The organism is Streptomyces sp. CS113, from assembly GCF_002188365.1.
Lineage (GTDB): Bacteria > Actinomycetota > Actinomycetes > Streptomycetales > Streptomycetaceae > Streptomyces > Streptomyces tendae.
Genome location: NZ_KZ195574.1, coordinates 8,578,736 through 8,596,961 on the forward strand (window position 1 = coordinate 8,578,736; position 18,226 = coordinate 8,596,961).

At 71.6% G+C, this 18,226-nt stretch carries 18 protein-coding genes; 12 read left to right on the forward strand and 6 right to left on the reverse strand.

Annotation, left to right across the window (positions count from 1 at the left end):
* Nucleotides 1-6: 6 nt before the first annotated feature.
* From B9W62_RS38780 to B9W62_RS38790, 3 genes are all read right to left on the reverse strand, one after another.
* Nucleotides 7-1,362: an MFS transporter gene (locus tag B9W62_RS38780; protein WP_087811577.1), complete on the reverse strand. Its 1,356-nt coding sequence runs from the start codon at nucleotides 1,360-1,362 to the stop codon at nucleotides 7-9.
* Between the two features lie 61 nt (nucleotides 1,363-1,423).
* Entirely contained in the window at nucleotides 1,424-2,593 is a 1,170-nt protein-coding gene (locus B9W62_RS38785) for an acyl-CoA dehydrogenase family protein (protein WP_087811578.1), read from the reverse strand.
* A gap of 15 nt (nucleotides 2,594-2,608) precedes the next feature.
* The gene (locus B9W62_RS38790) at nucleotides 2,609-4,165 is read right to left on the reverse strand and encodes an acyl-CoA synthetase (RefSeq protein ID WP_087811579.1); all 1,557 of its coding nucleotides are present in this window, start codon (nucleotides 4,163-4,165) and stop codon (nucleotides 2,609-2,611) included.
* Between the two features lie 114 nt (nucleotides 4,166-4,279).
* Here B9W62_RS38790 and B9W62_RS38795 point away from each other — a divergent pair, with 114 nt between their 5' ends.
* Both B9W62_RS38795 and B9W62_RS38800 read left to right on the forward strand, forming a co-directional pair.
* On the forward strand, nucleotides 4,280-4,924 hold the full coding sequence (locus tag B9W62_RS38795) for a TetR/AcrR family transcriptional regulator (protein WP_179235891.1): 645 nt from the start codon (nucleotides 4,280-4,282) through the stop codon (nucleotides 4,922-4,924).
* A gap of 104 nt (nucleotides 4,925-5,028) precedes the next feature.
* On the forward strand, nucleotides 5,029-6,231 hold the full coding sequence (locus B9W62_RS38800) for a serine hydrolase domain-containing protein (RefSeq protein WP_179235893.1): 1,203 nt from the start codon (nucleotides 5,029-5,031) through the stop codon (nucleotides 6,229-6,231).
* Between the two features lie 141 nt (nucleotides 6,232-6,372).
* Here the strand turns inward: B9W62_RS38800 and B9W62_RS38805 are convergent, their stop codons facing one another.
* A complete protein-coding gene (locus tag B9W62_RS38805) occupies nucleotides 6,373-7,341 on the reverse strand; it encodes a hypothetical protein (RefSeq protein ID WP_087812310.1) in 969 nt (322 codons plus the stop codon).
* 156 nt (nucleotides 7,342-7,497) lie between these two features.
* On the opposite strand from B9W62_RS38805, the gene B9W62_RS38810 reads away from it, so the two are divergent.
* Nucleotides 7,498-8,136 (forward strand): TetR/AcrR family transcriptional regulator, encoded by a 639-nt coding sequence (locus tag B9W62_RS38810; RefSeq protein ID WP_087811581.1) that lies wholly within the window; start codon nucleotides 7,498-7,500, stop codon nucleotides 8,134-8,136.
* 50 nt (nucleotides 8,137-8,186) lie between these two features.
* Here the strand turns inward: B9W62_RS38810 and B9W62_RS38815 are convergent, their stop codons facing one another.
* The gene (locus B9W62_RS38815) at nucleotides 8,187-8,792 is read right to left on the reverse strand and encodes a dihydrofolate reductase family protein (RefSeq protein ID WP_087811582.1); all 606 of its coding nucleotides are present in this window, start codon (nucleotides 8,790-8,792) and stop codon (nucleotides 8,187-8,189) included.
* Nucleotides 8,793-9,097: 305 nt separating this feature from the next.
* On the opposite strand from B9W62_RS38815, the gene B9W62_RS38820 reads away from it, so the two are divergent.
* Genes B9W62_RS38820 through B9W62_RS38835 form a run of 4 tightly spaced genes read left to right on the forward strand, consistent with a single transcriptional unit; the run spans nucleotide 9,098 to nucleotide 11,563 of the window.
* A complete protein-coding gene (locus B9W62_RS38820; RefSeq protein ID WP_306426471.1) occupies nucleotides 9,098-9,469 on the forward strand; it encodes a hypothetical protein in 372 nt (123 codons plus the stop codon).
* Nucleotides 9,466-9,804, forward strand: a complete 339-nt coding sequence (locus tag B9W62_RS38825) for a transcriptional regulator (protein WP_087811583.1) — start codon at nucleotides 9,466-9,468, stop codon at nucleotides 9,802-9,804. Before B9W62_RS38820 ends, B9W62_RS38825 begins: the two co-directional genes overlap by 4 nt.
* A 50-nt stretch (nucleotides 9,805-9,854) precedes the next feature.
* Entirely contained in the window at nucleotides 9,855-10,700 is an 846-nt protein-coding gene (locus tag B9W62_RS38830; protein WP_087812311.1) for an ABC transporter ATP-binding protein, read from the forward strand.
* The gene (locus tag B9W62_RS38835; RefSeq protein ID WP_256976733.1) at nucleotides 10,697-11,563 is read left to right on the forward strand and encodes an ABC transporter permease; all 867 of its coding nucleotides are present in this window, start codon (nucleotides 10,697-10,699) and stop codon (nucleotides 11,561-11,563) included. Before B9W62_RS38830 ends, B9W62_RS38835 begins: the two co-directional genes overlap by 4 nt.
* Before the next feature lie 225 nt (nucleotides 11,564-11,788).
* Here the strand turns inward: B9W62_RS38835 and B9W62_RS38840 are convergent, their stop codons facing one another.
* Nucleotides 11,789-12,550 carry an SDR family oxidoreductase gene (locus tag B9W62_RS38840; protein WP_087811585.1) on the reverse strand — a complete coding sequence of 254 codons (762 nt, stop codon included), beginning with the start codon at nucleotides 12,548-12,550 and terminating at the stop codon, nucleotides 11,789-11,791.
* Between the two features lie 188 nt (nucleotides 12,551-12,738).
* Here B9W62_RS38840 and B9W62_RS38845 point away from each other — a divergent pair, with 188 nt between their 5' ends.
* From B9W62_RS38845 to B9W62_RS38865, 5 genes are all read left to right on the forward strand, one after another.
* Nucleotides 12,739-13,626: a helix-turn-helix transcriptional regulator gene (locus tag B9W62_RS38845; protein ID WP_087811586.1), complete on the forward strand. Its 888-nt coding sequence runs from the start codon at nucleotides 12,739-12,741 to the stop codon at nucleotides 13,624-13,626.
* A 501-nt stretch (nucleotides 13,627-14,127) separates the two neighbouring features.
* Nucleotides 14,128-15,057, forward strand: a complete 930-nt coding sequence (locus B9W62_RS38850) for an ABC transporter ATP-binding protein (RefSeq protein WP_087811587.1) — start codon at nucleotides 14,128-14,130, stop codon at nucleotides 15,055-15,057.
* Nucleotides 15,054-15,944, forward strand: coding sequence for an ABC transporter permease (locus B9W62_RS38855; protein WP_087811588.1), 891 nt, complete (start codon nucleotides 15,054-15,056; stop codon nucleotides 15,942-15,944). Before B9W62_RS38850 ends, B9W62_RS38855 begins: the two co-directional genes overlap by 4 nt.
* A 48-nt stretch (nucleotides 15,945-15,992) precedes the next feature.
* Entirely contained in the window at nucleotides 15,993-16,697 is a 705-nt protein-coding gene (locus tag B9W62_RS38860) for a response regulator transcription factor (RefSeq protein WP_087811589.1), read from the forward strand.
* On the forward strand, nucleotides 16,694-18,211 hold the full coding sequence (locus B9W62_RS38865) for a sensor histidine kinase (protein ID WP_087811590.1): 1,518 nt from the start codon (nucleotides 16,694-16,696) through the stop codon (nucleotides 18,209-18,211). Before B9W62_RS38860 ends, B9W62_RS38865 begins: the two co-directional genes overlap by 4 nt.
* The last annotated feature ends 15 nt before the right edge of the window (nucleotides 18,212-18,226 follow it).

Genomic DNA, 18,226 nt, shown 5'->3' on the forward strand with positions numbered 1-18,226 from the left:
CGTCCGTCAGTCCGGGGACGGGGCACGTTCCGCGTGCAGGCCGAGCCGCCGGGCGTCCTGTTCCGGCCGGATGGCGGCGATCGCCGAGGCGCCCGCCAGCAGCATCACCGCGGCCGCGATGAGGAACGCGGTCGAGTAGCCGGCGGACGGGGTGTCCGCCGTGTCGATGAGGCGGCCGGTGACGAAGGGGGCGATCAGCCCGGGGAGGGTGCCCGTCGCGGCGACGATGCCGAAGACGGCACCGCGCTGGGCCGCGGGAACGACCTCGGCGGCGGTCACGTAGTGCAAGGGGATCGCGACGGCGACCGTGCCGAAGGCCACCCCGGCCAGGAGCAGCCGGACGACGGCGCCGTCGGTGAAGGGAAAGGCGGCCATGGCACACCCGGCGACGCACACCGCGGCCCCCTGTACCGCACCGCTGGACCAGCGGCTGGACACGCCGCGCGCCTTGAGGGCGTCCACGAGCGGCGAGACGGTCAGCAGCAGCACGAGGCTGAGGGCCGAGATGGCGCTGATGGTGGTCGCCACCGCGTGAGGACTCAGGTCGAGCTGGGTCCTGAGGTAGGCGGGCAGCCACGCGTGGGCCACCGCGAGTGCCCAGGCCGCTCCGAAGGCGCTGGCGACGGAGCCCGCCACGGTCCCCGTGAGCAGCAGTCTGCGGTAGGGCAGACGCTTCACCGGACGCGGGCCGTCGGAGTCGGCTCGAGGTGGGCGTACCTCGTCGTACGGTCCGTCGTGGCCCGTCCGCCACCACACCAGTGCCCACAGCAGGCTGACGACGGCGAGGACGGCGTACGCCGACCGCCAGCCGAAGTCCGTGATGAGCCAGGTGAGTACCGGCGCGGAGACCAGGGTGCCGATCGCGGCGCCACCGATCTGCAGGGCTGAGGGCAGCCCGCGCCGCTCGGGCGGGAACCACTTGTACAGCGCGTGCATGGACATCGAGGCCGCCGGGCCTTCCGCGACCCCCAGCAGGACGCGCCCCGCGATCAGCGTCGGGACCGCCGCCACGGCCAGCACGGGCAGTTGGGCGACCGCCCACAGCAGCGCCATGACGAAGAGCATGGTCCTGCTGGAGATGCGCGAGGAGAAGAACCCGACGACGAGTCCGGAGAGACTGAAGAACAGGTAGAAGGAGCTCGAGATCAGCCCGTAGGTGCTGTTGCTGATGTGCAGCTCGTCCATGATCGGGACGGCGGCGAGGCCGAGGACCGACTTGTCGGCGAAGTTGATGACCATGAAGGTGACGATCATGGCCGTCACCAGCCAGGCGCGGCGGCGGTCGTGCGGACGGTCGGCGGAACGGCGGGCGGAACCGCGGGCGGAACGGTCGACGGGGGGCGCGGAGGATCGGGCTGCCATGGGTGACTCCTGCGGATGCGGGGCGGACACCGGCGGGCGCGGACCGCCGGTGGCGCCGGGGTCAGACGAGTGCCTTCACGATGGCGTTCTTGTGAATCTCGCTCGTGCCGGTGACGATCCGGAACATGCGCAGGGAGCGGAAGATCTGCTCCACCTCGTGACCGCGTGTCAGGCCGTCCTTGCCGTGGATCTGCACGGCCTGGTCCGCCGTGCGGAAGCACGCCTCGGCGGTGAACAGCTTGCACATGTTGGCCTCCACCGCGATGTTCTCGCCGCGGTCGGCCTTCGCGGCGGTGGCGAGGACCATCGACCGGGCCGCGTACAGGTCGGTGGCCATGTCGGCGAGCTTGTGCTGGATGGCCTGGAGCGAGAGCAGCGGCTGTCCGAACGCGACGCGGGTCTTCGCGTGGTCGACGGACAGGTCCCAGGCCCGCCGGGCGGCGCCGATCAGGGACGGACAGTGGAGCAGCCGGTTGAGGGTGATGCGGCCGATGCCGATGCGCAGCCCCTGGCCGATCTCCCCGAGCAGGTTCGCGACGGGGACGCGACAGTTCTCGAAGACGAGGTCGCCCTCCATCTGCTGGCCCGACATGGGCACGGCGCCGTCCAGGACGCGGCAGCCGGGCGTGTCCAGGTCGACGAGGAAGGCGCTGTACGTTTCCTCGCTGTCCGCCATCCGGGCGACCACGACCGCGAAGTCGGCGAACGGGGCGGCCGAGCTGAAGACCTTGTGCCCGTTCAGTACGTAGCTGTCGCCGTCCGGCGTCGCGGTGGTCCTCATCCGGCGTACGTCCGAACCCGCGTCCTGTTCGGTGAGGGAGAAGCAGCAGGCGCGCTCGCCCCGGACGACCGGGAGCAGGTAGCGCTCGCGCTGCTCGTCGGTGGCGTACGCGAGGATCGCGCCGACGCGCAGCGGTCCGCCCATGTCGCCGAGGACCGAGTGGGACAACGCGGCACCGGAGGCGGTGAGTTCCTCCTTGAGGGCGCACAGCTCGGTGAAGTTCAGTCCCTGGCCGCCGAGTTCCGGGGGCAGACTGATGCCGTAGAAGCCGAGCTCGGCGCTGCGTTTCCAGACGCCTTCCAGGGTGGGCCGGTCCAGCTTGCTCTCGGGGGTGATGCCGTGGGCCCGCTCGTACGGGAGCAGCTCGTCGGTCAGATAGGCGCGCAGCCGGCCGACCAGGTCCTCCAGGCGGGGGTTGTCGTCGTAGCGGGGAGTGAGGGTGAAGGGCATGGAGTGGTTCCCTGTTCAGTGGACACGGCGCTCGGCGCCGGACCAGTAGGTGTCGCGGATGGCGCGGCGGTCGATCTTGCCGTTGGGGTTGTGGGGCAACGCGGCGACGACGTCGACGGAGCGGGGCTTCTTCATGCGCGCCAGGTGCTCGGCACAGAACGCGATCAGTTCCTCCGCGTCGAGCGTGACTCCCGCCCGCGGGACGACGACGGCCTTGACCGCCTCGCCCCATTGCTCGTCGGGCACTCCCACGACCGCGGCCTCGAAGACGCCGGGATGCTGGTGCAGGACGGACTCGACCTCGACGGCGTAGATGTTGAAACCACCCGAGATGATCATGTCCTTCTTGCGGTCGACGATGAAGACGTATCCGTCCCGGCGCCGCCGTGCCAGGTCTCCGGTGAGGAACCAGCCGTCGCGGAAGCTGCGCGCGGTCAGTTCCGGCTCGTTGTGGTAGCCGCGGACGACATCGGGTCCGCGCACCGCGATCTCGCCGATCTCGCCGTCCGCCACCGCTTCGCCGCCGTCGTCGACGATCCGTACCTCGGCCTCGGCCAGCGGCCGGCCGCAGGACAGCAGCAGTTCCTCGTCGTCGCCCTCGATGGCACGGCGGTGGTCCTCCGTGGAGAGGAACAGCACGCCGGAGGTCGTCTCCCCGCAGCCGTAGCCCTGGCACAGCACGGGGCCGAAGAGGTCCCAGGCCGCCCGGACCCGGGCAGGGGACATGGGTGCCGCGCCGTAGAGCAGATGGCGGAGACTGGAGAGGTCGTGGTCGCGGGCGTTGTCCAGGGCGAGGACCGTGTTGACCATGGTTGGGACGAGGAACGCGTGGGTGGCGCGCTCCCGTTCCACGGTGGCGAGGAATTCCGCGGCATCCCAGCGCGGCAGCACGACGGCGCATCCGCCGGCGAAGAAGATGCCCATGAGCGGCATGCCGGAGGCGTGGGTGACGGGTCCGGCGAGGATCTGCCGGTCGCCCGGCCCGACCCGAGTGGCCTGGTTCATCACCGACTTGCGCAGCAGGGCCAGCCGATTGCCGTAGGTCTGCACGGCTGCCTTGAGCTTCCCGGTGGAGCCCGAGGTGAAGTGCAGGACGGCGATGTCGTCCTCGGCGCACTCCACGTCGACCGGCTCGGGGGAGGCGGCGGCGAGGATCTCCGCGTAGCCGGGGCCGAGGTCCGCGGGCCCGTCGTAGCCGACGACGGTCTTCACGTCCGAACCGGGCACCGCCCGCCGGGCCGTGTCCAGGTGCGCGGCATCGGTGAGCAGGACGCGGGCCTCCGACTCCCGCAGGAGGTGGGCGACTTCGCCGTCACCGAGGCGTGCGTTGACCGGCGCCCGGGTCAGTCCCGCCTTGTAGAGCGCCACTTCCGTGACGACCAGTTCCGCGCGGTTGGCCGCGAGCGTGGCCACGCGGTCCCCTCGGCCCAGGCCCATCCCGGTGAGCGCGGCCGCCAGCCGGTCGCTGTGGTCGTCGAGTTCCGCATACGTCAGCCGGACAGGGCCGCAGACGACTGCTTCCGCGTCCGGGTGGTGCCCGGCTGTCCGGCGCACGTACCGCCCGAGGTTCATCGTCGCCTCCAGAGTTCTGAAACACCGTGTTCAATAACAAGCACGTTGTCGGGCAAGGTACGGGCAACGCTAGGGTCGGGTCAACGGTCCGGACGAGAAGGAATCGAAGTGGACATGAAGCCCGAAGACCGCCGCGTCCGGCGGACGCGCGCCGCGCTCCGCCAGGCGCTGGTCGAGTTGGTGCTGGACAAGGGGTTCCAGGCCATCACCGTCGAGGAGATCACCGAGCGGGCCGACATCGGCCGGGCCACCTTCTATGCGCACTACCGGGACAAGGAGGACCTGCTCGTCGGCATCGTCCGCGACCTCGCGCAGGACCGCGAGCGCCTGCTGCCGGCCGTTCGCCAGGCGCACGCCCAGGGCTTCACGGGTCTGCCGGTCAAGTACATCTTCGAACACGCCGCCCAGGAACGAGGCGTGTACCAGGTGATCCTGCGGGGGGAGGGCGACGGACGGGCGCTGCGGGAGTTCACCGAACTCATCCGCTCCCACGCCGAGCTGGCCTTCCGCGACCGGGCGGAGCAGCTCGGTGTGGAGCCGAGGATCCCGCTGGGCATCGTCGCCCGTGCCTGGACCGGCGAACTCATCTCGGTGCTGAGCTGGTGGGTCGAGAACGACACGGGCTACACGGCCGAGCAGATCACCGCCCACCTGCGGGACCTCTCCGTCTACGGCAGGGTCTGGGCCACGGGGCTGACCCCGGTGGACGCGCCCGGCGCCGTCGACCTTCCCGGGGGCGGGGGCTCCGGGCCCCGGTAGTCACGGGTGGCCACGTGCGGCCGGACCGACGCTTCCGCTATTTCCGAACGGTGTGTACGGTATCGAACGCGCGATGAGCTGATCCCGAACGAGTGGAGCGACTTGTGACCGGTACGGACTCCCTGGCCGACCTCGTCTGGGCACGAGGATTCACCGACCCGGCCTGGGCGCGCCGCCACACGACGGCAGGCCGGGAGATCATGCCCAGTCGCCGCGTCTGGCGGGGCCCGGGCCGACCCGGTGAGCTGCCCGCGTCGCCGTCCGGCGCCCTGGACGACCTCGGCGTCACCGGCTCGTACGGTCGCACCCTCACCCTGGCGGAACTGCTCGCCGAGGCCGAGACGGACGCCCTGCTCGTCCTGCACCGGGGCAGGCTCGTCCACGAGCAGTACCTGCACGGCTACGAGGCCCACGTCCCGCACTTCAACGCCTCGGCCGCCAAGTCCTATCTCGGTCTCCTGGCGGCGACCCTCGCCCACGAGGGACACCTCGACCGCGACACCCGGGTCGCCGCGTACGTGCCCGAACTCTCCGGCACCGCCTTCGGCGAAGCCCGGGTCGACCACCTCCTGCACATGGGCACGCGGATGAGCTACGCCGGACGCCCGTACGACAAGGCCCTGGAGGCACAGCGCTACTTCGCCGTCCTCGCACCGCGGCTGCGCCCGTCCGGCTACTCGGGACCCGCGACCATCCGCGAGCACCTCGCCACCGCCAGGGCCACGGGCGAGCCCGGAACCGAGTTCCGCTACGAGAACGGCAACGTCGAGGCACTCGCCGAGGTACTGCGGCGGGTCACCGGACTCAGCACCTCGGCACTGATGTCCGAGATGATCTGGTCCCGGATCGGGGCGGAGGAGGACGCCTACTACGTCGTCGACGCGGACGGCGCCGAGGCGGCCTGCGGAGGCTTCAGCGCCACCGCGCGCGACGTGGCCCGCCTCGGCGAACTCGTCCGCTGCGGCGGAGCCGTCGGCGACCGCCAGATCGTGCCGGAAGCGGTGACCGCCCTCGTCGCGGGCGTCCCCGACGGCTACCCGCGCCGCGTGCGCCTTCCGGCGGCGCCGCCCGACTCGCCGGCCACCCTCTCGTACCACGACCTCTGGTGGATCCTGAACGACCCCTACGGATCCTTCATGGCCAGCGGCATCCACGGCCAGCGCCTGTTCGTCTCACCCGCCCTCGACCTGGTCGTCATCCACTATGCCTCGCAGGTGATCTCCCCGGCCGTCCCCCAGGTCCCCCTCGCGCAGGCGTTCCTCTCGATCGGCCTGCACCTCAACGGGCGGGGTGCGGCCCGGCACTGACCGCAGCGGGACCGCGGCACCTCGCCGGGCCGGGTCGCTCGCATTCCGAGGGCACGCGCTCGACGAGGCCGTACGCCACCCGTCCGCTACAGCGGATGGCGTACGGCCGCTCAAGGGCGCCGGACCGGGGTGCGCCCGGCTTCAGGACACCGGCGCCGGGACCGGTGCCGCGTGCCGCTCCGCGGTCGCCGGGGTCCTGCGGCCGCGCAGGCCGACCAGTATCACGACGAGCAGACCGAGCACGGCCCACGTGCCGAGCGTCGCGATCGCCGTGCCCGCGCCGCTGCCGTCGAAGAACGCCACGGAGCGCAGCAGGGTGCCGCCCGCGCCCGGCGGCAGCAACTGACCGATGGTGCCGACCGGTTCGGGCAGCAGCTCCGGTGCCGACGTCACGCCGGACCACGGGTTGCCGAGCAGGACGACGAGCAGGGCGCCGACGCCGATGCCGGCCCGCCCCAGGAGAGCGGCGAACCCCGCCACCGCGGCACCGGCGGCCAGCGCCATCAGCCCGAGCGCTCCGGCCTGCGCCCACCAGTTGCCCGTGAGCACGCCCAGCCAGCTGTCGGCGATCGCCGCCGCGGCCAGCCCGACCAGGGCGGCGGCCCCGACCAGCGCGGTGGCGGCGCGTACGCCGCGCAGCCCCAGCAGGGTCACCAGGGATCCCGCGGCGACACCGGCGAGCGCCAGCGGCAGCGCACTCGACCCGAGGACGGAGCCGCGTGGGTCGGCCTCGGGCGCGGCCACGACATCATCCGTCCGGAGTTGTGTTCCGGGCGGCGCCTGGCGCGAGACGGCATCGTTCAGCAGCTGAGCGACCACGGGGCCCGCGGCGCTCGCGGTCAGCAGCTTCGGGCCCTGCGGGGTGACGACCACGGCGCCGTAGACGTGCCGGTTCCCGATCGCGTCGCGGGCGGCGGACTCGTCGGCGTAGCGGTGGACGTCGAATGCTCCTTCCCGGTGTTCGAGCTGCTGCTGAAGGGGCGCGGTGGCGGCAGCCGGGCCCGCGACACCGACGGGCAGGTCGTGCGGAGCGATCCGGGCGTTGGGCCACGCGAACGCCCACAGGGCCAGGGCGATCACGACCGGCACCATCACGAGCACCATGAGCATCTGCCGGGCCGCGGGCAGGGACGGCCGGGCGGGGGCTGCAGCGGACACGGCGGGACCCTCGATTCAAAGAGAAGGATCGTTCGTTTTGCATGAGGCCCACTGTCACTCCGCCGCTCGGCGCTTGTCAAGAAGGAACGTTCGCTTTAATTTGAGGCCATGGCTCGCGTATCCCAGGCACACCTCGACGCCCGCCGCCGTCAGATCCTCGACGGCGCGGCCCGCTGCTTCGCCCGCAACGGCTTCCATGCCACGTCCATGCAGGACGTGCTGCGCGAGGCGGGCCTGTCGGCGGGCGCGGTCTACCGGTACTTCCGCAGCAAGGAAGAGATCATCGGGGCCATCGCCCTGGAGTGCTTCGCCACCGTCCGGGCCGCCTTCGAGGACGCCTCCCGCGAGACCCCGCCGCCGCCCCCGGACGTGATCGTCGGCCGCGCCCTCCACCAGGTGTACGAGGGCCCGGCCGGCTTCTCCCAGGGGGACGGGCAGTCCTTCGCCCGGCTGATCCTCCAGGTGTGGTCCGAAACCCTGCGCAACGACGAGCTCGCCGCGATCCTCCGGGACGGCTTCGGTCATCTGCGTCAAGGCTGGACGGAACTCGTCGAGAGCTATCAGCAGGCGGGGCTCGTCCGGGGCGACATCCCCGCCGACCACATGGCACGCACCCTGATCGGTGCGGTCCAGGGCTTCATCGCCCAGCAGGCGCTGTTCGGCGAGGTCGACGTCGAGGTGCTCCGGAACGGCCTGCGCGGAATCATGTCCATGGGCGCGACCGCGGGTGCGGAGCGGGCGAGCTGACGCCCGCGCAACGTGCCGGTCTCGGTCTGCGTCGACCGTGCCGGTAGACCCTAGTAGCTGTCGTAACTGGGCTTGCCGTTCGGCCGGTATACGCCGACGACGGTGCCGCCCTTCGTCGTCGAGACGCTGACCGGCTCCAGCGCGGTGGGGATCGTGCCGTCGGCGAACAGCCGCTTGCCGGTGCCGATGATCACCGGGTGGATGGTCAGCCGGTACTCGTCGACGAGGTCGTGCCGCATCAGGGTCTGGGCCAGGTCGCCGCTGCCCACGACGTTGATGTCGCCGCCGTCGGTCGCCTTCAGCCGGCGTACGGCATCGGCGACGTCGCCCTCCAGCAGGGCGGAGTTCCGCCACTCGACGGATGTCAGGGTCCGGGACGCGACGTACTTGTCCATGGCGTTCATCCGATCGGTGAACGGGTTGCCGGGATCGGCGGTCGGCCAGTACGCCGCGAAGATCTCGTAGGTCTTGCGGCCGAGCAGCATCGCGTCGGAATGCTCGTACCAGCCCGCGATGGCCGTGCCGACCTCGTCGTCGTCCACCGGCTTCTGCCAGCCGCCGTGCCGGAAGCCGCTCTCGGCGTCCTCGTCCGGACCGCCGGGGGCCTGCATGACGCCGTCCAGCGTCAGGAACGTGCAAACGATGACCTTGCGCATGGTGCGCTCCCTTCGTCGAGGGGTAGACGGCGCGACCACCGCAAACTCATCGGCAGGCCGTCAGCCATGGGTTCCGGTGCCGAGTACGACTTGCCTACCGGGAAAGTCAAAGGTAACTTTCCCAGCAGGAAAGTACGGCGGGACGGGACAACACACGGGGAGGCGGTGGCCGTGAGCACACCGGTCGACGCGGAACAGGCATGGCGGGACCTGCAACGCATTCGGGTGCCGCAGGAGCGCGTGTACGACGAGGTCGAGCGCTCGGCGTCCGGGGGCCCGGCGCCACCTACGCGACGGCCGCGAGCATGTGGGTCTTCCTGCTCGTCACCGGACTCGAGCTGTCCACGTGGGCCATCTGGCCGGCGCTCGCCGGGTACCTCCTGGTGCTGGGCGCGCTGGCCCGGACCCAGCACCGCAGGAGCCGGGTGCGTCTGCACCGCTCCCGCTGCGACTGGCGGATGTTCGCGAGCTTCGTCTCGGGCGCCGTGGTGACCGGCGGCACGGTCGTGCTGTCGGGCCGGCTGGTCGAGCCGCTGGAGCCGATCACGGGCGCGCTGATCCAGGCCACGGTCTCGGCGTCCGTGTTCGTCCTGTTCGTCGGACCGGTGACCCGGTGGTCGACGAGTTCCCTGCGCGGCCGAGGCCGCAGGCCGGTCGGCGAGGGGGCGGGCCGGTGAGCGTTCCCGCCGGCTTCGACGAACTGATCCACCCCGCCACCCGGCTGTCGGTGGTCGCGCTGCTCGCCGCCACCGAATGGGCCGAGTTCGCCTTCGTGCGCGACAGCCTCTCGCTCAGCGACTCCGCCCTCTCGAAGCAGCTCCACACGCTGGAGGAGGCCGGATACCTGGAGCTCCGCAAGGAGGGCGGCGGCCGCAAGCGGCGTACGAACGTACGGCTGACGGACCGGGGGCGCGATGCGTTCGAAGGGCATGTCGCGGCCCTCCGGGCCATCGTCGAGGGCGCCGGCCCACCGGCGCCGGCGCTCCCGCATCCGTCGGAGGCGGCACGGTGACGCGGCGGCACACGTGCGAACAGGGCGTCGTCCAGGCGCGGGGCGTGACCATGACGTACGGCGGTGTCGACGTCCTGCGCGGCGTCGACCTGGACATCCGTCGCGGTGAGGTGTTCGCCCTGCTGGGGCCCAACGGCGCAGGGAAGACCACCACCGTCGAGATCCTGGAGGGCTTCCGACGACGTACCGCCGGTGACGTCCGCGTCCTCGGCACCGACCCGGAGCGGGGTCCCGACGGCTGGCGCGCCCGGATCGGGCTGGTTTTGCAGTCCTGGCGCGACCACCCCCGCTGGCGGGTCGCCGAACTGCTCACGCACTTCGCGACGTACTACCCCGACCCGCGCGATCCGGCCGAGCTGCTGGCGCTGGTCGGGCTCGACGCGCAGGCCGGGCGGCAGGTGAACCGGCTCTCCGGCGGCCAGCGCCGGCGGCTGGACGTCGCACTCGGCATCGTCGGCCGCCCCGAACTGCTCTTCCTGGACGAGCCGACCACCGGGTTCGACCCCGAGGCGCGGCACGAGTTCCACCTCCTCGTCGAGCGGCTGGCACGCGAGGAGGACGTCACCGTGCTGCTCACCACCCACGACCTGGTGGAGGCGGAGAGGCTCGCCGACCGGATCGCGATGCTGGTCGGCGGCCGTATCCGCGCCTGCGGCACCCCGGCCGAACTGGCCCGGCGGGCCGCCGCGGAGGCCGAGGTCCGCTGGACGGCCGACGACGGGAAGCCTCGGCGCGAACGCACGGCGGACCCGTCACGGCTGGTCTGGGAACTCCACCGGGACACGGACGGGCCGATCCCCGGCCTGGAGGTCCGCCGCCCGACGCTGGAGGACACCTACCTGCACATGGTGCACCGGGCGGCCGACGGCCCGGCGGGGGAGAGGCGGGCCGCATGAAGGGAACACACATGACGGGGCGCCGGCGTGCCGGACTCCGGCGCGGCGGCATCGAACTGCGTCAGCTGCTGCGCAGTCCGAAGGAGCTGTCCGGCCATCTGACCAACGTGGTCGTCGCGCTGGTCATCGCGGGATTCGTCGGCGACGACGTGCCCGGCACCCGGACGCCGATGGCCCATCTGGTCCTGGCCGGCTTCGCCGCCTACCTGCTGTTCCAGATCGGGCTGGTCAGCCTTCCGCAGATCCTCGTGACCGAGCGAGAGGAGGGCGCCCTGCTGCGGCTGCGCGCCACGCCCGGCGGGATCCGGGCCTACCTCGTCGCCAAGTGCGTGCTGGTGGTCGTCACGGCGCTCGGTACGCTGGCGCTGCTCCTGCTGTCGGCGGCCGTGTTCGTGGACGGGCCGCTGCCGCACGGGCCGGCCGGCTGGCTGACGCTGCTGTGGGTCACGGTGCTCGGGCTGCTCGCCGTCGTGCCGCTGGGAGCGGCGATCGGGGCCGTGTTGCCCAACCCGCGCGAGGCGCTGGCACTCATCATGCTGCCGGTGATGGGACTGCTGGTCACGTCCGGGACGGTGTTCCCGATCACCTCCCTGCCCGTGCCGGTCCAGGAAGTCGCCTCTCTCTTCCCGCTCAAGTGGATGGCGCAGGGCCTGCGGGCGGCGCTGCTGCCGGACGCGGCACGAACCGCCGAGGCGGCGGGCTCCTGGGAACTGCCCCTGGTCGCCCTCGTCCTGACCGCCTGGACCGTCCTCGGCTTCCTCCTCGCCGTCCCGCTGCTGCGCCGCGCCGCCCGCCGCGAGTCCGGTTCCCGCCTGAGCGCGCGCCACCGCAGGGCGGAACAGAGCGGGGCGCTGTCCGCGTAGGCGGATCGACGCTTCGTTGTCGTGCACCACCGCAAGGGCCGGACGCGGTCAAGGGCTCGTCGACGTGCCGGACGGCGGCGACGACCCGGAGACGCGCCCGGCCCGCGCCGCAAGCCGCCGTCAGGAAGTCCTTCGTGTCCCGGACACCCGTCGTGAAGGGCCGGAACTGCGCTCATATCGTGCGCCATCCTGGCTGGCCCGAGCGCGATCGCAGGGAGGAGAGCGTCAGCCGGTGCGGCCGGGGAGCATGGCCAGGGCACGGGAGCGCTGGGCTACGAGGTCGTGATAAGTGCCGTCGCGCTCGGCCCAGCGGTGCGTGAGGACGCCCCTCACGAGGATTTCGTGCGGGGTGGGGTCCTGTGCGAGCAGGCGCATGACCTCGGTGGCGAAGTCCTCGAGCGGCAGCGCGTGCGGATTCACCTCTTCCTGTCCCGCCGTGGCGACGGCCGGCGGGACGAGCTCGACGACGCCCACACCGGTGCCGTCGAGTTGCGCGCGCAGGGCCTCGGAGTACGCGTGCACCGCGGCCTTGGAAGCGGCGTAGCTGGGCATGGGCGGGAACGGCAGGAAGGCGATGCCGGAGGAGACGGTGACGAAGGTGCCGGCGCCCTGGCGGACCAGGTGAGGGGTGAAGGCGTCGATGACCCGGATGGTGCCGAGCAGGTTGGTGTCGATCGTCGTGCCGGCCGCCTCGAAGTGCGCGGGGTCGCGCAGGTCCTCCAGGAGCATGACACCCGACATGGTCACCACGGTGTCCAGCCCGGGATACCGGGCGAGCGCGGCGTCACGCAAGGATGCGACGGAAGAACTGTCGGTGACGTCTACACCGAAGGTGCCCAAGCCCTCTTCGGCGAGTTCCGAGAGCGCTCTCGGACTGCGGCCGGCGACGGCCACGATGCTGCCCGCGGCGGCGAACCGGCCGGCCAGCTCTCGGCCGATGCCGGAGGTTCCGCCAACGATGAGAACGGTGCGGTTGGAGAGGTCCACGAGCTCTTCCCTTCAGTCCGGGGCTCCGACGGAGTGCAGCCCCGTGGTTCAGACGGTGAGGTCCTCTGTCCTCGTCGAACAGTGGTGCCGTAAGCCTTGCGGGAGTCCGGCGGACGTGGCAGTTCCCCCGTCTTCCCTGGTCCTGTCAGGGCCCCCCTCGCGTCCACGCACCGCATTACGGTGTCGGTATGAAGGACGAATCCGGCAACCGGCTCGGCGACTACCTCCGTGCCCGGCGTGAGCTGATCACCCCGGCCCAGGCAGGGCTCCCGCCCGGCGGCAACCGCCGCGTGCCCGGTCTGCGCCGGGAGGAAGTCGCTCTGCTCGCCGGAATCAGTCCCGACTACTACCTGCGTCTGGAACGCGGTCGTGACAAGAACCCCTCGCCGCAGGTCCTCGAATCACTCGCGCGCGTCCTGCGGCTCGACGACGTCGAACGCACGTATCTGCTCGGCCTCACCGCGGCACGCCCCAGAGCGCCGCGGCGCAAGCGGCCCGAGCACGTGCCGGCACGCGTGCACGAGCTGCTCGCCCACCTTCCGATTCCCGCGTTCGTCGAAGGGCGCGCGTTCGACGTCCTGGCCTCCAACCCGATGGCCGTCGCACTCTCCCCCCGCCTGCGGCCTGGGGAGAACCGGCTTCGCTCTCTTCTCCTCGACCCGGAGGAACAAGAGTTCCAGCAGGACTGGCCGAAGGCCACCGCCGATTTCGTCGCCGCCCTGCGCACGACCATCGGGGACGACACCGACAACCCCCGGTTCGTCGAACTCGTCGGAGAACTCGCACTGTCCAGTCAGCGGTTCCGTACCCTGTGGGCCCGTCACGACGTCCGCGGTCTCGACGGGGGCAGCACCACCGTCCACCACCCCGTCGTCGGCGACCTGCGCCTCCACCGCGACAAACTCCCCGTCGACGACGTCATCCTCGTCGTGTACTACCCCGACAAGGACAGCGACAGCGACGAGAAACTACGGCTGCTAGCCGGACTGTCCCACCCCGAGTCCGCCGACACCCCAGTGGCTTCCGGTGAGCCACCTTCAGCGAGGCGGGGTACGTCAAGTTCTCGGGGAGCATGACGTCCGTTGCTGATCAGGCCGTTCAGCTCGGGCCAGACACCGGCCGGCCGCCGGAGTGCCTGCGTGAGCATCTTGCGCGAGACGCCGCCGAGCAGCTCGACCGGTTCACCACCGGCGCACCGCACCGCGGCTGAGGCCCGACAGTACGCATCGAACGGGCCTACCCCCCTGAAGCGGATCTCCGACGCCCACACGCGTGCCGAGCGCGGACACACCCGAGGAAAGCTCGTGGTCTCCGTCTGAACGGGCCCACGCGGCCGACGTGTTCCCCGGCACGGGAGGGTGGTGCGGGAGCGCCCGGGCGGCCGGCAGCGGGGCCACATGGGAGTTTCATGTGAAGTCTGGGGCCTTCGGCCGCTGCCGTCGGTGTTTGGCCACGTCAGAGGGCCGGGGCTCGGACGAGGCTTTCATGTTCGTCCAGATGCGGCTCAGGTTGTGCGGCCACATTGGTGGCGTGCGGGTGACCGTCGCCCGCACAGCACCACCGGGTCGGGAGTTGCGATGATCGAAGTACGAGGTCTGACCAAACGCTACGGCGAAGTCGTCGCCGTGGACGAGTTGACCTTCGCCGTGCGTCCCGGAGAAGTGACCGGCTTCCTGGGACCCAACGGCGCCGGCAAGTCGACGACCTTGCGCATGATCCTGGGACTGGACGCCGCCACGTCCGGTACGGCGACCGTGTCCGGGCGGCCCTACTCGGCACAGCCCGCGCCGCTGAAGGCGGTCGGAGCCCTGCTGGATGCGGGCGCCGTGCTGCCCAGCCGCACCGCGTTCCACCATCTGATGGCGCTCGCCGCCGGCAACGGCATCCCGCGGGCCCGGGTGGACGAGGTGCTCGCGGAAGTCGGCCTGGAGAAGGTGGGCCGACGCCGCGCGGGGACCTACTCCCTCGGTATGCGCCAGCGGCTGGGCATCGCCGCCGCCCTGCTGGGAGACCCTCCCGTGCTGGTCTTCGACGAGCCGCTCAACGGGCTGGACCCGGAGGGCATCGTGTGGATCCGCTCGCTGATGCGGAGGATGGCGGCCGAGGGACGCGCCGTGCTGATGTCCAGCCATCTGATGAGCGAGACGGAGCTCACCGCCGACCACCTCATCGTGATCGGCCGCGGAATGCTGATCGCCGACATGACCATGAAGGACTTCATCACCGCGCACTCCGAACGCGAGGTGCTGGTCCGCACCCCGCAGGCCGAGGTGCTGCGAGAGCTGCTGGCCAGTGCCGTCGAGGTACGGGTCGAGGACCGCGACACGCTGGTCGTGAGCGGGCTGGAAGCCGCGGAGATCGGCGCGCTGGCGTCGGTGAGCGGCGTGGAGCTGCATGAACTCACCCCGCGCCAGGTGTCCCTGGAGAAGGTGTTCATGGACTTGACCAGCGAGGCCGTGGAGTACCGCACGGAGCGGACGGAACCGGAGAAGGAGACGGGCCGATGAGGCAGACCACCGTGCGCCCGGAATCCGCGCCCACGAGGTTCAGGCCCGGGCGGCTGCCCGCCCGGCGGCTCCGGGCGGTTCCGCGCCGCGAGCGCGAGGCGGGCGGGGCGGCGACCTTCGCACACTGTCTGCACGCCGAGTGGATCAAGATCCGCACGATGCGGTCGACGCTCTACGTGCTGCTCGGCACCCTGGCCTTCTGCGCCGGGCTCGCCGCGCTGAACGGCTCGTCGGCGGGTGACGAGTTCGCGGGCCTGAGCCCCGCGGACCAGGCCGTCTTCGATCCGCTGGCCACCAGCCTGCGGGGCTACCTGATCGCGCAGATCACCCTGGGCCTGCTGGGCGGTCTGGTCATCACCTCGGAGTACGGCGCGCGCACGATCGTCTCCACCCTCGCCTCCGTTCCGCACCGCGGGCGGGTGCTGACCTCCAAGGCCGTGGTGCTGGTGGCCGTGGCGTTCCCGACCGGGCTGGTGGTCTCGTTGACCGGGTTCCTGATCGGGCAGGCGGCTCTGTCCGGGGCGGGCGCTCCGCATCTGGCGCTGTCCGACGGAGGAGCACTGCGAGGCATCTTCGGCGGAGGGCTCTACCTCGCACTGGCCGGGCTGTTCGGACTCGCCCTGGGCACCGTGATCCGCTCCACCACGGCGACGGTGACCACGCTGTTCGGAGTGATGCTCATCGTCCAGCCGTTCGCCCCGGCGCTGCCCGGCGGGCTCGGCGACTGGGTGACGACGTACTGGCCGCCGATCGCCGGGGGGCAGATCATCACCTCCTACCAGGACCCGGACCTGCTCACCCCGTGGGCGGGGCTGGGCGTCATGGCCGGGTGCGTGGCCGTCATGATGGGGGCGGCCCATGCCGTCTTCCGCAAGCGCGACGCCTAGCGGGGCGCGACAGTGAAGGCAGAAGGCCACCGACCGGGGACGGGTGCCATGACGGTGAGACAACGACTGCTGCTGGTGGAGGACGAGCCCACGCTGCGTGAGCTGCTGTCCGCCAGCCTGCACCTGGCGGGTTTCGAGGTGGTCCCGGCCGAAACGGGCGCGCAGGCCCTCCACGCGGTCCGCGAGGAGCGGCCCGACCTGATCGTCCTGGACGTGATGCTGCCCGACTTCGACGGCTTCGAGGTGGCCCGCCGCCTGCGAGAACATCCCGCCGACCGACACGGCACACACCCGCCGATCCTCTTCCTGACCGCCCGGGACGCCGCCGAGGACCGCATCAGCGGCCTGCGCGCGGGCGGGGACGACTACGTCACCAAGCCCTTCAACCTCGAGGAACTGGTGCTGCGCATCCAGGCCGTGCTGCGCCGCACCAGCGGCCGCCGCGCGGACGGTCTCCTGGTCGTGGACGACCTGGAACTCGATCCGGGCAGTCATCAGGTGACCCGGAGCGGCCGACAGGTGCAACTGTCCCCGACCGAGTTCAGTCTGCTCCGGGTGCTGATGGAGAACGCCGGGCAGGTCCTGTCCAGGGAGCAGCTCCTGGACCAGGTGTGGCACTTCGACTTCAACGGCGACGACTCCATCGTCGCCTCCTACATCAGCTATCTGCGCCGCAAGATCGACACCCGGGAGCCGAAGCTGATCCACACCGTGCGCGGCACGGGCTACGTCCTGCGCAGGCCACGCGCATGAGCGCCACGGCCTCGCGCTGGTCCCTCGGCCGGGTGTCGCTGCGCGGACGGGTCGTGACCATCAGCCTGCTGCTGGTCGTCGCCGCCCTGCTGACGAGCAACGCCCTGCTCGTCACCCTGCTGCAACGGCAACTGACGCAGCAGCTGGACGACCGTCTGCGCACCATCACCACCGCGGCCGCGCGGCTGCCGGTCCCCGCCGACGCGCCGGACGGGACGCCCTCGGTGGCGCCCGACACGGCGGAGCGCGAGCTGGTCGGCGATGTCCAGGTGGCGTACCTCGACGCCGACGGCCGGGCCAGGCGCACGCTGCGCCTGGCCACGGAGAGCGTCCCCCCGGAGCTCTCCGCGCTCGACTCCGAGGCGGTCGCGGCCCGCGACGGTCGCCCCTTCACGGTCCCGGCCGAGGACGACGGCGAGTGGCGGGTTGTCGCCATGCCGCTGCGCCCCGCAGGGACGCCGGTGGCCGGCCCGGCCGCGGACAACGGCAGTGTGGTCGTGGCCGGTTCGCTGGCGGAGGTCCGTTCGACGATGCGGCATCTGGGCGTGTGGATGCTGGTGATCGACTCCCTCGTTCTCGTCCTGCTGGGTGTCGTCGCCTGGTTCGCGCTGCGGGCCGGTCTCGGACCGCTGCGGCGCATCGAGACGACCGCGGCGGCCATCGCGGGCGGCGACCTCACCCGTCGTGTCCCCCGACCGGTCACCACCCGCACCGAACTCGGCCGGCTGTCCGCGGCGCTCAACGGCATGCTGGACCGGATCGAAGCCGGCGACGCCGCCCGCGCCGCCACCAACGAACGCATGCGCACCTTCATCGCGGACGCCAGCCACGAACTGCGTACCCCCCTGTTCGGCATCAAGGGCTTCACCGAGCTCTACCGGATGGGCGGCATGCCGCGACGCGAGGACGTCGACTCCGCGATGAGCCGGATCGAGCACGAGGCGGCCCGGCTCGTGCGCCTCGTGGAGGACCTGCTGCTGCTCGCCCGGCTCGCCGAGGAACCGACCGCCGACGCGCACCTGCCGCTCCAGATCACCCCGATGGACCTGCGGTCACTGGCCGCCGACGCGCTGCACGACCTGCGGGCGCTGGCTCCCGAGCGTCCCGTCACCCTCACCGGCCCGGACGGCGGCCCGCCCGGTGTCGCCCCGGTACTCGGCGACGAGTCCCGTCTGCGCCAGGTGACCTCCAACCTCGTCGGCAACGCCATCGCCCACACCCCGTCCGGCACACCGGTACGCATCGGGGTGGGGACGCTGGGAGACCGGGCGGTCCTCGAGCTGAGCGACGAGGGACCAGGAATGACGGCCGAGCAGGCCACCCATGTCTTCGACCGCTTCTACCGCGCGGACACCGCCCGAACCCGCACTCACAGCGGAGGCGCCGGGCTCGGCCTGTCCATCGTCCACTCCCTGGTGACCGCTCACCACGGCCGCGTGGACGTCCGTACCGCCCCCGGCCAGGGAGCCACCTTCCGCATCCTGCTGCCGCTGCACACCGACACCGGTAGCTGAAGCCCCCCCACCGCA

Excerpts from the sequence above, each read along its gene's own strand:
- B9W62_RS38780 (WP_087811577.1), bottom strand. The coding sequence starts at position 1,362 with ATGGCAGCCCGATCCTCCGCGCCCCCCGTCGACCGTTCCGCCCGCGGT.
- B9W62_RS38810 (WP_087811581.1), top strand. The coding sequence starts at position 7,498 with ATGGCTCGCGTATCCCAGGCACACCTCGACGCCCGCCGCCGTCAGATC.
- B9W62_RS38850 (WP_087811587.1), top strand. The coding sequence starts at position 14,128 with ATGATCGAAGTACGAGGTCTGACCAAACGCTACGGCGAAGTCGTCGCC.
- B9W62_RS38835 (WP_256976733.1), top strand. The coding sequence starts at position 10,697 with ATGAAGGGAACACACATGACGGGGCGCCGGCGTGCCGGACTCCGGCGC.
- B9W62_RS38845 (WP_087811586.1), top strand. The coding sequence starts at position 12,739 with ATGAAGGACGAATCCGGCAACCGGCTCGGCGACTACCTCCGTGCCCGG.
- B9W62_RS38815 (WP_087811582.1), bottom strand. The coding sequence starts at position 8,792 with ATGCGCAAGGTCATCGTTTGCACGTTCCTGACGCTGGACGGCGTCATG.
- B9W62_RS38855 (WP_087811588.1), top strand. The coding sequence starts at position 15,054 with ATGAGGCAGACCACCGTGCGCCCGGAATCCGCGCCCACGAGGTTCAGG.
- B9W62_RS38860 (WP_087811589.1), top strand. The coding sequence starts at position 15,993 with ATGACGGTGAGACAACGACTGCTGCTGGTGGAGGACGAGCCCACGCTG.
- B9W62_RS38820 (WP_306426471.1), top strand. The coding sequence starts at position 9,098 with ATGTGGGTCTTCCTGCTCGTCACCGGACTCGAGCTGTCCACGTGGGCC.
- B9W62_RS38790 (WP_087811579.1), bottom strand. The coding sequence starts at position 4,165 with ATGAACCTCGGGCGGTACGTGCGCCGGACAGCCGGGCACCACCCGGAC.
- B9W62_RS38865 (WP_087811590.1), top strand. The coding sequence starts at position 16,694 with ATGAGCGCCACGGCCTCGCGCTGGTCCCTCGGCCGGGTGTCGCTGCGC.
- B9W62_RS38785 (WP_087811578.1), bottom strand. The coding sequence starts at position 2,593 with ATGCCCTTCACCCTCACTCCCCGCTACGACGACAACCCCCGCCTGGAG.
- B9W62_RS38830 (WP_087812311.1), top strand. The coding sequence starts at position 9,855 with ATGACGTACGGCGGTGTCGACGTCCTGCGCGGCGTCGACCTGGACATC.
- B9W62_RS38795 (WP_179235891.1), top strand. The coding sequence starts at position 4,280 with ATGAAGCCCGAAGACCGCCGCGTCCGGCGGACGCGCGCCGCGCTCCGC.
- B9W62_RS38805 (WP_087812310.1), bottom strand. The coding sequence starts at position 7,341 with ATGCTCATGGTGCTCGTGATGGTGCCGGTCGTGATCGCCCTGGCCCTG.